The following is an 11,140-nucleotide window of genomic DNA, read 5'->3' as shown; positions in this document are numbered from 1 at the left end:
GATACTGTGCGGTCTCAGGCGATGGCAGGAGCCGTCAACTCGTCGAGCTTCCGCTTGAACGCGGAGCCGTCGGACGAGGCGCGGAGCGGCGGGCGCACGCGCTGCCAGGCTGCATCGCCGGTCTGTGCCGCCAGGATCGCTTTCAACGTCGCGGTGAACGAGGGCGTCTTGAGCACGACGTCGATCGCAGCCTGCATACGCGTTTCGACATCCTTGCCCTCGACCATGCCCTTGACCAGCTCAGGCACGACATTGGCCATGCCGCAGATGGTGCCGGCACCGCCAGCGGCGATCGCGCGGGTGATATCGGCTTCATTGCCGACGGTGATGGCGAGCTCGGGAGCCGCGGCACGGAATGCCTGAAACTGCCTGAAGTCGCCGCTGGAGTCCTTCAGGCCGGCAATCACCTTGCCGTAACGCTTGCGCAAGCTCGCGGCGACGGCGGTGGGGATCGCAACGCCCGACGTCTGCGGGATGTGATAGAGATAGGCGCGCAGTCGATCGTCGGCGACGCCGTCGATGATCGCGGCAAAGGCATCCTCGATGCCTTCAGGCGCGACGCTGCGGTCGAAGTAAGGCGGCAGCACCAGCACGTGGCGCAGGCCGAGACCGAGCGCGGCGCGCGAGAGTGCGATGCTGTCGGTGATGGCGGGGAAGCCACCACCGATGCCGATGCGTTCCGGCGCGACACCGGCCTTGAGCACGGCTTCGATGGTCGCAACGCGCTCGGTGACATTGAACGAGGTGCCCTCGCCAGTGGTGCCGAACAGCACGACGCCGTCGACACCCTTGCCGAACAGCTGCTTGGAGTGAGCCGCCAGCTTGGCGGAGTCCACGCTGCCGTCGGCCGCCAGCGGCGTCGCCGATGCCACCCAGAACCCGCGAATTGCCTCCGTCATCTCACTACCCTCTAAGCTGCGATCTCGGACCAAGCCTCTGATCTCCCAATGGACTTCAAGGGGCTTCCGAGCCTTGTTTTTGCTTTACTTTCCATCTTGTACCTTACATACAAGAAAGAGGCAAATCCTTTTCCCCGTCACGGCGCGCATGGGCGCAGCCAGATTTAGGGAGGTCTCGCATGAACATGGTGACCCCGGTGAAGCGGCCCGACCAATTGCTCGGCGCACTTCGCGACAAGCTCGGCGCAGCCGCCGTCTTGATCGGCACCGACGTGCCGGCGCGCAACTGCAACGACTGGAGCGCGAGCCTGCCGCAGACGCCGCTCGCGGTGATCCGCCCCGTCGATGCGCAGGGCGTGGCCGATGCGATTGCGACCTGCCGGCAGGCGCAGCTGCCGTTCGTGCCGCAGGGCGGACTGACCGGGCTGTGCCGCGGCGCATCGCCCGAAGCCGGCTGGGTCGCGATCTCGCTCGAGCGCATGAGCGGCATCGAGGAGATCGACCGCGCTTCCGCGACGATGACGGTGAAAGCAGGCACGCCGCTGGAAACGATTCAGAAGGCGGCGGACGAAGCCGGCTTCTTCTTTCCGCTCGACCTCGGCTCGCGCGGCTCCTGCGCCATCGGCGGCAATCTCTCGACCAATGCCGGCGGCAACCGCGTGATCCGCTACGGCATGACGCGCGAGCTGGTGCTCGGTCTCGAAGTCGTGCTGCCCGACGGCACCATCATCACTAGCCTCAACAAGCTGATGAAGAACAATGCCGGCTATGATCTGAAGCATCTGTTCATCGGCTCGGAAGGCACGCTCGGCATCGTCACCCGCGTGGTGCTAAAACTGTTTCCGAAGCCGCGCTCGACCATGGCCGCTCTCTGCGCACTGAAGGACTACGCCGCGGTGATCGCGCTGCTCGATGCGGCGCGCAGCGGGCTCGGGCCGCTGCTGTCGGCGTTCGAGGTGATGTGGCCGGACTATTGGGACGTGATCACGACTCGCGCCGGCGTGAAGCCGCCGGTCGCCGCAGGTCACGGCCTCTACGTGCTGGTCGAGGCGCAAGGCACCGACGAGAGCCTGGACGCGCCGCGCTTCCAGGCCTGGCTCGAGGAGCTGATGGAACGCGGGCTGCTGGCCGATGCCGCGGTGGCGCAATCGCTGGCGCAGACGCAGGCCTTCTGGCGGGTGCGCGACATCTGCGCCGAATTCGGCCAGGTGCTGGGCCCGCACATCTCCTACGACATCGGCCTTGCGGTTGCGCGGATGGACGAATTCGTCACGCGCTGCAAGGCGGCGCTGGCTTCCGGCATCAAAAGCTGCGAGAGCGTCTATTACGGCCATATCGGCGACGGCAATCTGCATCTGGTCTCCTGGGTCACCGGCCTCTCCGTCGACCAGCAGCCGAAGGAAGCGATGGATACGATCATCTACGGTCTCGTCCGCGAGCTCGGCGGCAGCATCTCGGCCGAGCACGGCATCGGCACGCTGAAGAAGCAGTGGCTGGGCCATGCCAGGAGCGAGGCCGAGATCGCGCTGATGCGGACGCTGAAAGCGGCGCTCGATCCCGATCATCTGCTCAATCCCGGCAAGGTCGTCTGAGAAACGCAAATGCGCTCGCTCAAGCTCGATACGCCGAAATCGCTGTCGCAGCGGGTGATGCAGCGGCTGCGGCAGGCTATCATCGACGGCGAGTTCGCGCTCGGCGCCGCCATCTCCGAGGAGATGGTGGCCAATTCCTTCGGCGTCAGCCGCACGCCGGTGCGCGAGGCGATGGGCCAGCTGCAGGCGCAAGGCCTCGTGGTAATCCGGCCGCAGGTCGGCAGCTTTGTGTTCACGCCGAGCGCGGACGACATCAACGCGCTCTGCACCTTCCGCATCGCGCTCGAACCCAAGGCCGCCGAGCTCGCCTATGGTCACGATCGTGACGGTGCAATCGCCACAATGAGCGAGGCCATCGCGGCAATGGAGCCGGCGGTCACGGCAAAGGACAACATCGCCTATGGCCGCGCCGATGCCGCGTTTCACGAGGCGCTGTTCACCCATTGCGGCAATCGCTATCTCGCCGAATCCTATCAGCTGGTCTCGGGCCGCGTCGCCGCGCTCCGCACCAATCTGACCTCGCCGATCGACGTGCGGACCCGCACCTCGTTCGACGAGCATCGCAGGCTGCTCGATTTGTTCGCGCGCGGTGAGTTCACCGCCTTCGAAGAATTGATGACCACGCATATCACCAATTCTGGCGTGGTTTACGCCAGGGCATTGAAGGTGGACGCGCTGAAGGTGGAATGAGCGCCTCTAGCGCCCTTCCCTCGGTCCCGGCCTGTCCAGAAAATCCAGCGCGGTGTTGATCTGCTCGAGCTGGTGCTCGATCCTGTCGCGGTCCTCGACCGATGGCGCCTTTTCGAGCTGCTCCACGAGCTTCTGCTTTCGCAACAGCAGGTTCTCTATCACTGTACTCACAGCTCCCCCATCGCCAGAGGCGAACATCGCGAGTGCGCGCGAGCCGAGCTCGCGGTAACCCCTCATCAGAATGTCCGCGAAGGCCGATGGTTCCTGCGGGTGAACCCGGACGCATGCGGATGGAACTAGCGGCGCAAACTGGCCCAGACGCCACCCAAAATCAGCAAACCGCCGAAAAGATGGATCAGCTGCGGCGGTTCGCCGAGGATGGCGAAAGACAGCAGCGCGCTTGCGATCGGCCCGAGGTAGAGCACGAGCGAGGTCCGCACCGAGCCGAACTTGCCGCCGAGCCAGGCAAAGCCGGCATAGGCGAGCAGGCCGGGAACGATCCCGGCGAAGACATAGGCCGACAGCGCCTTGGTGCTGAAGACCTGCCCCGGCATCGCCCACATCTCCATGGCCGCGAGCGGCAGCGAGAACAGGGCGCCGGCGCCCGAGAACAGGCTGATGCGTGCAAGCAGCGACGCCTTTGGCGCGGCGCGCGATTGCAGCAGCGTGTAGCCGGACCAGCCGAGCATCGCGATCACGACGAGGCCGTCGCCCGCCGCAGTCTGAAGTTCGATCAGGGTCTGAGGATGGCCGCCGGCGATGATGAGCAGCGCGCCTGCGAGCGCCAGCGCCGTGCCGAGCCATTGCAGCGGACCGACATGCTCCAGGCCGCGCAGGGCCGAGATCAGCAGCACCGTGATCGGCGACAGCGCCATGATCAGCGCGATGTGGATCGCCGTCGTCGAGACGCCCGCGGCGTAGACCGGACCGCCGCACAGGAACATGCCCATGAAGCCGGCGGCGAAGATCGGCCAGATGTTCCCGGCCAGCGGCACGCGGCCATCGAGAATCTCCTTGAGCGCGATCGGCGCGAGCCCGATTGCGACGATGCTCCAGCGGAAGAAGGCGAGCGTGAAGGGCGGGACGGAGCCTGCGAGTCCGCGCGCCAAAATCTGATTGGAGGCCTGCGCGGTCGCCACCAGGATGAAGCCGACCAGCGCAATCACGCCGAGCCAGACATTCGTGGACGGCGATACGCCGGCCACCGCGTCATGACCGCCGTCAGAGGTTTCCTTGCCCGTTTCCTTGCCCATGGATCAATCGGATATCGGATGTCGGCCGCGGTGAGAACCCCGACGACGGCTCACTGGCATGCATATGCGGCACGCGCAGCATTCCGGGCGGCGCGGCAATGCTCGCGGGCAGCACCGGCACGACAGGGGTGCGGCTGAGCGAGACCGAGAACACCGCCAGCAGCGCGCACAGCATGCAGAGCCTCATCCGCACCGTCCGGCGATCGGTGATCGGCAGAAAGAGGAAGAACAACATCGCCAGGATCAGCAGCGCATCGACCAGAAACATGGGGCTCTCCTTCAAGACTGGGGAGAGCATGACGCGGCGGCACCGGCCGGTATGTGGAGGGCGTCACACCCCCCATGGCGCTGACGCGGGTCAATCGGGGTCGAGGAGGAAGGGCAGGCGCCCACTGGTTAACGCGCTGGCGCGACCCGGCTGCGGCCCGGGAACCTCGATCTTTCACGCGTCCGTCGGTTGTATTCAGGGGCGCGGAGTCCTATGCGTAGGCGCCATGAACACCCAGATGATCACCGCCGCAAAGCCGCTGATGGCCCGGGCGCAGCCGCGCAAACCGGCACCGTTCCTCCCGATGAGCCGCGCCGAGATGGATGCGCTCGGCTGGGACGCCTGCGACATCGTGCTGGTGACCGGGGACGCCTATGTCGACCATCCGAGTTTCGGCATGGCGATCATCGGCCGGCTGCTCGAGGCGCAGGGCTTTCGGGTCGGCATCATCTCGCAACCCGACTGGCATTCGGCCGAGCCCTTCAAGGCGCTGGGCAAGCCACGCGTGTTCTTCGGCGTCACCGGCGGCAACATGGATTCCATGGTGAACCGCTACACCGCCGACCGCCGCCTGCGCAGCGACGACGCCTATACGGCCGGCGGCGAGGGCGGCAAGCGGCCGGACCGCTGCACGGTCGTCTATGCGCAACGCTGCCGCGAGGCGTTCAAGGATGTGCCGATCGTGCTCGGCGGCATCGAGGCCTCGCTGCGCCGGATCGCGCATTACGATTACTGGTCGGACAAGGTGCGCCGCTCGGTGCTGGCCGACGCCAAGGCCGACCTGCTGCTCTACGGCAACGCCGAGCGCGCCGTCGTCGAGGTGGCGCAGCGGCTCGCCGCGGGCGAAGCGCCGCGCGCGCTGGACGACATCAGGGGCGTCGCGCTGTTCCGCAAGGTCCCCGAGGACTACACCGAGCTGCACGCCGACGATCTCGATTCCGCCGACGAGGGCGCGACGCGCCAGAAGGGCGAGACGGTCATCCGCCTGCCGGCGCTGGAGCAGGTCGAGCAGGACAAGGAAGCTTATGCGCGCGCATCACGCGTGCTGCACCGGGAGAGCAATCCGGGCAATGCGCGGCCGCTGGTGCAGCGTCATGGTGATCGCGATCTCTGGCTCAACCCGCCGCCGATCCCGCTGACCAGCGAAGAGATGGACGCGGTCTACGACCTCCCCTACGCGCGCGCGCCGCATCCGTCCTACGGCGAAGCAAAAATCCCCGCCTGGGACATGATCAAGTTCTCGGTGACGATCATGCGCGGCTGCTTTGGCGGCTGCACCTTCTGCTCGATCACCGAGCACGAGGGCCGCATCATCCAGAACCGCTCCGAGGGTTCTATTCTGCGCGAGATCGAAAAGATCCGCGACAAGACGCCGGGCTTCACCGGCGTGATCTCCGACATCGGCGGCCCCACTGCCAACATGTACCGGATGGCGTGCAAGGACCCGAAGGTCGAGGCGGCGTGCCGCAGGCCGTCCTGCGTCTTCCCTGAGATCTGCCCGAACCTCAACACCTCGCATGACGACCTGATCCGGCTCTATCGCAAGGTGCGCGAGACCAAGGGCATCAAGAAAGTGATGGTCGCTTCCGGCGTGCGCTACGACCTCGCGGTCGAGAGCCCCGAATACATCAAGGAGCTGGTCACCCATCACGTCGGCGGGTATCTGAAGATCGCCCCCGAGCATACCGAGCGCGGGCCGCTCGACAAGATGATGAAGCCGGGCATCGGCGCCTACAACAAGTTCAAGCGGATGTTCGACGAAGCGGCTGAACGGGCCGGCAAGAAATATTACCTGATCCCCTATTTCATCGCGGCGCATCCGGGCACGACCGACGAGGACATGATGAACCTCGCGCTGTGGCTCAAGAAGAACCGCTATCGCGCCGATCAGGTGCAGACCTTCCTGCCCTCGCCGATGGCGACCGCGACCGCGATGTACCACACCGGCGTCAACCCGCTGCGCGGCGTGCGCCACGGCGGCAGCGACAAGGTCGAGGCGATCAAGGGCCTGCGCCAACGCCGCCTGCACAAGGCGTTCCTGCGCTACCACGATCCCGACAATTGGCCGGTGCTGCGCGAGGCCTTGATCGAGATGGGCCGCCGCGATCTGATCGGCTCGCAACCCCACCAACTCGTTCCCGCCCACCAGCCCCCCGGCACCGGCAAGGCCGCCGGCACGCGGCGACCGGTGCGGCCGGGCGAGAAGACGCAGCGGTTCACGACCAAGGGTCTGCGGGTGATGAAGTGAACGCGCGCCGCAGCGTTCCTAGAGGTCGAGCACAACCGAGCCTGACACCGCGTCCGTCACGCCGCGTCCATTGCCTTGGTCCTCGAGCACGGACCTGAAGCTGTCGAGGGTCTTGATCATCGCCGATCGTGCTGCGACCAGCGCCTCCTGACTGGCCCATGTGCCGATGAGGCAGAAGGTCTGCTCGCCGGTCTTGATGATGACGCCGTGCTCCAGCCCCGGCCATTTGGCCTTGCCGTTCCGATGCGCGTCGAGGAAGGCGGCTTCCTCGCCCTGCTTCACCTTGAACCTGACCACATTGTAAACCTGCATGATGCGCCTCCCAAAAATGGACTGATCAAAACGGACGCCGCGCGAGGTGAGGACGAAAAGTCCTTACGGTCGCCCTGGCCGATTGTTGTCCCCGCGCGCGGCGGCGTCACCGTGACAAATCAGCATGGCGATCTCGGTCCTTTGGGCCGCCCAAACAAAAAAGCCGAAAACAACCCCATGCACAGTAGCCGGCACTCGTGGGATCAATGGCTTAGCCGGATTGCGCAGAATTTGACCCGTCGGACCACACCACTTGACCTCACCGCCATCATGTAACATATAAAGTTACATGAAACGAGATTCCCGACTCTCCGGCGTGCTGCACGTCCTTCTGCACATGGCGCAGCAGCCTGGGCCGTTCACGTCCGAGACGCTGGCCAAGGCCATGGACACCAACCCGGTGGTGATCCGCCGCATCATGGCGGGCCTCAGGGAGATCGGTTACGTGCGTTCCGAGAAAGGGCACGGCGGCGGCTGGACGATCGCCTGCGACCTGTCGAAGGTGACGCTGCGCGACGTCTATGCCGCGCTCGGCAATCCCCCGCTTCTGGCGATGGGCAACCGGACCGAGGCGCCCGGCTGTCTCGTCGAGCAGGCCGTCAATGCCGCCCTCGATCAGGCCTTTGACGATGCGGAGGCGCTGCTGCTGGCGCGGCTCGGCGAGGTGACGCTGGCGATGCTGGGCGACGACCTGCGCAAGCGCCTCGGATCTCGAAAGATCCACGACATCAGCGCGCATCGCGCGTGAACGGCTCCATTCACGGGGACAACATCATGACCGACATTCAAGCCGCATTCTCCGATCCGCAATTCGTGGCGAGATACACCGAGGGGCCGCGGCGCTTCGTGCCGGGCTATGACGCCATGCAGTCCATGACGGCGATTCTGCTCGCCGAAAGCGTCCCCAGCGATGGGCAGGTGCTCGTCCTCGGTGCGGGTGGCGGCCTGGAGCTCAAAGCGTTTGCGCAAGCTCATCCCGGTTGGCGCTTCGACGGCGTCGATCCGTCCGCGGCGATGCTGGCGCTGGCCGGGCAAACCCTGGGATCGCTCGCACCACGTGCGCGCCTTCACCAAGGCTATATCGATGATGCGCCGGAGGGACCGTTCGACGGTGCCACCTGCCTGCTGACCCTGCACTTCGTCGATGTCGCCGAGCGGCGCCGCATCGCCTCGGAGGTCCGCCGCCGCCTCAAGCCGCGCGCGCCGTTCGTGATCGCGCATTTGAGCGCGCCCGATGGCAAGGAGGAGCGCCCGCTGTGGCTGTCGCGGTACTCCGCGTTCCTGGCCGCGTCCGGTGTCGAGCCCGAGCAGGCGGCGGCCGCGCGGAACGCCGTCACCAACCATCTGGAGATTCTCGCACCCGCACAGGACGAGGTGATCTTGCGCGAGGCCGGCTTCACCGATCCCACGCTGTTCTACACCGGCTTCGCCTTCCGCGGCTGGGTCGCCTACGCGTGAGACGTCACCACGGCCGGGGATTCATGCCAGAGCCGGATGCGCCAGGGTGCGTGGACATGATTCCTTGCTCCGCGAATTAGGCGGTGTTCGTTTTGCCTTCAAACCGGACATGGCCGGTTTGCCTCTGCGAGTCGGCAAAGGGCCCAAAAGCCGAAGTTTCCCTTATATATTCATGTGGTCGATTTGCAGAGCGGTGGCGTCGCTGATCGGGCCACCCTGACTAAGGAGCGCCCATGAGCCGACGGGTACATTCTCCGACCGGAATCTTTGACAGCCTACACTATGGATTCGGGCAAGTGGTGGTTATCCCGACGCCCTTCGGTGACACCGTGCACGTGTCCGGCCAAGTCGCCTGGGACGCCGGTCGAAAGGTCGTTGGCGCGGGAGATATCGGGCGCCAACTCCGAAAGAGTTTGGAGAACCTCGCTGTCGCACTTGCATCGGTAGGCGCAAAACTTGATCAGGTCGGAGCATTGCGGCTCTACATAAAGCAAAGCCAATTTGCACGAGGGCGAGGCCATCAGTGGCGCACTCAGAGCAATGTTCGGTGACGATCCGCCGTGTGCTACATGGATTGGAGTACCAAGCCTCGCGAACGATGAATTTCTTGTCGAGGTGGAACCATCTGTAGTTTATCTTGCAAAAGCCTAGACGATTAAACGTCACGCGCATTGCCCGACAACGTCAGCTTCAGGTCAATCGCGTCGGTCTGCACTTGAGTTCGGGACTTCCAGTCCACCTCCGGCTCCGGACATGTCGCAGCACTGCGCCAACTGACGCGATGGGCCACAAGCGGTCCTCAGCGGTAAAATGCCCACTAGGTGGCTAGGGGCCAAAGCCGCAAGATGCCATCCGAATTAACCGTAATGATCGGAATCGTTCAGTGCAATCCGAACTTCGCGAGCGAAATCCACCAGCGACACGACAAAAGCTGCAACAGCGATGACGAAGAGAATCGCAACGCCACGTTCGTGCCGGATCTCAAAGAATGCGCTGATGATTCCCACGATGATGACCACCGCTATCGAAATGCTTCCTATGATGGACCAGAAGATCGCACGATTGATCATGCCTGCACGTCGAACGAGACGCGGCAAGTCTGCCTTTAGCTGGCATCTCGCCTGGTCCTGATCAGAGATCTGGTTGAGGTAGATCGATCTATCGAGAATTCTGTTCAGGCGAGCTATCAGCAAGGCGATAAAAGCCGCCAATGCACCGAGAAGGAATGCGGGTGCGGCGGCTTGGGAAATGACGTGAGAGAGCTGACTGACTGATGGCGTATCTGGCAACATTAGCTGCTTAGCCACTTCGCTATTTCGTGATCCGCCGCGTTGAAGTCACGGTGCTAGACGGCGCCATTGGCGAGATCGAGAACGTCAGCCACGTATTCCAACCGGCCGGCCGGTTTTCTGCGGCGAACTCGCCATATCCTTTCAGGTTCACATAGCCCTGCATGTCCCCCACCGGAAAGAGGAAGCCGACCTGCGGTCCGACGCCCAACACGCGTGAGCGGAAGCCGCCCAGCACCGGATGCTGCCCGGAGTCATCGGTGATCTGCTGGTAAGCATAGCCGACCACGCCGACGAAAATTTGCTTGGACAGAAACTGTGACGCGCCCCAGTCGACGTGGAAGTCGACGCCATTCTGATATTGGGTGTCCGTATTCTTGAAGTTGTAGGTGAACCCGGCAACCGCAGAAAATTCATGACCTGCCTGTGGGTTGAAGTATGTGTATCCGCCGCCGGCATCGACTGCACCATGACCAATCCCGAGATTGGCGAGCCGGGTTGAACTATATGCGCCGACCGGGATGTCTCCGGTCACATAGGTCATGAAGTTATGAACGCCGGCATTCCATTTGAGTGTCGCCTGCGGGTAGAGATCGCCAACGGACGTGATCGAGTCGCCGAAACTGCCCGTGCGGGTTACCGCGAGCGGGCCGACGGCCGCTGTCAGCGTCCCTGCTAGATCGGCGCTCGATCGCCCGAACAGCCCGGTTACGCCGATGGCGAGTTGTCCGCCCAATACCGGTGTCGCGAAGGTATAGGTGGGGTTGAGCAGCATGAGATCGGCCTGCGCATTCAAGCGAAGATTTAAATCGACGTTCAGGTTCGCAGGAATTCGCCCAACATGAATTTCCCGAGCGGCGGCGGCCGTGCCAAAAGCGCTGACATTGGTCTGATAGTAGACCGCGGCCATCGACCAGCCGGGGACTTGAGGGGTCGCCGCCAGGCTGCCGAAGCGGCCGGGGAGCCAGTAGGAGACGCCGCCTTCGTCGGCGGAAGCGGCTCCGGGCAGCCATGCAGATATAACTAAAGCTATCGCGGTCGTACGATTGATGGACTGACGACCAAATGCCTCTTTGAACCTGCGCTTCATGTTTTTCGCTCCCCCACGTTGGCCACGAACTGCAAGCTGTT

General features: G+C 64.1%; 13 protein-coding genes. 6 read left to right on the top strand and 7 right to left on the bottom strand.

Going from position 1 to position 11,140, the window contains the following annotated elements:
- Positions 1 to 14: 14 nt before the first annotated feature.
- Entirely contained in the window at positions 15 to 899 is an 885-nt protein-coding gene (locus GA0061098_RS07305) for a dihydrodipicolinate synthase family protein (RefSeq protein ID WP_091955587.1), read from the bottom strand.
- Positions 900 to 1,078: 179 nt separating this feature from the next.
- Here GA0061098_RS07305 and GA0061098_RS07300 point away from each other — a divergent pair, with 179 nt between their 5' ends.
- Both GA0061098_RS07300 and GA0061098_RS07295 read left to right on the top strand, forming a co-directional pair.
- Positions 1,079 to 2,491, top strand: coding sequence for an FAD-binding oxidoreductase (locus tag GA0061098_RS07300; protein ID WP_091955584.1), 1,413 nt, complete (start codon positions 1,079 to 1,081; stop codon positions 2,489 to 2,491).
- A gap of 9 nt (positions 2,492 to 2,500) precedes the next feature.
- On the top strand, positions 2,501 to 3,181 hold the full coding sequence (locus tag GA0061098_RS07295) for a GntR family transcriptional regulator (protein ID WP_091955581.1): 681 nt from the start codon (positions 2,501 to 2,503) through the stop codon (positions 3,179 to 3,181).
- A 6-nt stretch (positions 3,182 to 3,187) separates the two neighbouring features.
- On the opposite strand, the gene GA0061098_RS07290 is transcribed toward GA0061098_RS07295, so the two are convergent.
- Genes GA0061098_RS07290 through GA0061098_RS07280 form a run of 3 tightly spaced genes read right to left on the bottom strand, consistent with a single transcriptional unit; the run spans position 3,188 to position 4,702 of the window.
- The gene (locus GA0061098_RS07290) at positions 3,188 to 3,418 is read right to left on the bottom strand and encodes a hypothetical protein (RefSeq protein ID WP_091955578.1); all 231 of its coding nucleotides are present in this window, start codon (positions 3,416 to 3,418) and stop codon (positions 3,188 to 3,190) included.
- Positions 3,419 to 3,477: 59 nt separating this feature from the next.
- Positions 3,478 to 4,434: a DMT family transporter gene (locus tag GA0061098_RS07285; RefSeq protein ID WP_208610634.1), complete on the bottom strand. Its 957-nt coding sequence runs from the start codon at positions 4,432 to 4,434 to the stop codon at positions 3,478 to 3,480.
- Complete coding sequence (locus tag GA0061098_RS07280) at positions 4,403 to 4,702, bottom strand: hypothetical protein (RefSeq protein ID WP_091955575.1); 300 nt, start codon at positions 4,700 to 4,702, stop codon at positions 4,403 to 4,405. Before GA0061098_RS07280 ends, GA0061098_RS07285 begins: the two co-directional genes overlap by 32 nt.
- Positions 4,703 to 4,928: 226 nt before the next feature.
- Between GA0061098_RS07280 and GA0061098_RS07275 the strand changes: the two genes are divergently transcribed.
- Positions 4,929 to 6,950 (top strand): YgiQ family radical SAM protein, encoded by a 2,022-nt coding sequence (locus GA0061098_RS07275; RefSeq protein WP_091955572.1) that lies wholly within the window; start codon positions 4,929 to 4,931, stop codon positions 6,948 to 6,950.
- Positions 6,951 to 6,968: 18 nt separating this feature from the next.
- On the opposite strand, the gene GA0061098_RS07270 is transcribed toward GA0061098_RS07275, so the two are convergent.
- The gene (locus tag GA0061098_RS07270; RefSeq protein WP_091955569.1) at positions 6,969 to 7,262 is read right to left on the bottom strand and encodes a DUF718 domain-containing protein; all 294 of its coding nucleotides are present in this window, start codon (positions 7,260 to 7,262) and stop codon (positions 6,969 to 6,971) included.
- 289 nt (positions 7,263 to 7,551) lie between these two features.
- Between GA0061098_RS07270 and GA0061098_RS07265 the strand changes: the two genes are divergently transcribed.
- The 3 genes from GA0061098_RS07265 (at position 7,552) to GA0061098_RS07255 (ending at position 9,271) form a co-directional block, all read left to right on the top strand.
- Positions 7,552 to 8,010, top strand: a complete 459-nt coding sequence (locus tag GA0061098_RS07265) for an Rrf2 family transcriptional regulator (RefSeq protein WP_091955566.1) — start codon at positions 7,552 to 7,554, stop codon at positions 8,008 to 8,010.
- A 26-nt stretch (positions 8,011 to 8,036) separates the two neighbouring features.
- On the top strand, positions 8,037 to 8,720 hold the full coding sequence (locus GA0061098_RS07260) for a class I SAM-dependent methyltransferase (protein ID WP_208610633.1): 684 nt from the start codon (positions 8,037 to 8,039) through the stop codon (positions 8,718 to 8,720).
- A gap of 233 nt (positions 8,721 to 8,953) precedes the next feature.
- Positions 8,954 to 9,271 (top strand): RidA family protein, encoded by a 318-nt coding sequence (locus GA0061098_RS07255; RefSeq protein ID WP_245323185.1) that lies wholly within the window; start codon positions 8,954 to 8,956, stop codon positions 9,269 to 9,271.
- Between the two features lie 306 nt (positions 9,272 to 9,577).
- On the opposite strand, the gene GA0061098_RS07250 is transcribed toward GA0061098_RS07255, so the two are convergent.
- Positions 9,578 to 10,027 (bottom strand): DUF2721 domain-containing protein, encoded by a 450-nt coding sequence (locus GA0061098_RS07250; RefSeq protein ID WP_245323184.1) that lies wholly within the window; start codon positions 10,025 to 10,027, stop codon positions 9,578 to 9,580.
- Positions 10,028 to 10,031: 4 nt separating this feature from the next.
- Entirely contained in the window at positions 10,032 to 11,099 is a 1,068-nt protein-coding gene (locus GA0061098_RS07245; protein WP_091955556.1) for a SphA family protein, read from the bottom strand.
- Positions 11,100 to 11,140: the final 41 nt, after the last annotated feature.

It is taken from the genome of Bradyrhizobium shewense, assembly GCF_900094605.1.
Classification (GTDB): domain Bacteria; phylum Pseudomonadota; class Alphaproteobacteria; order Rhizobiales; family Xanthobacteraceae; genus Bradyrhizobium; species Bradyrhizobium shewense.
This window is presented reverse-complemented; position numbering and strand designations above follow the sequence as displayed.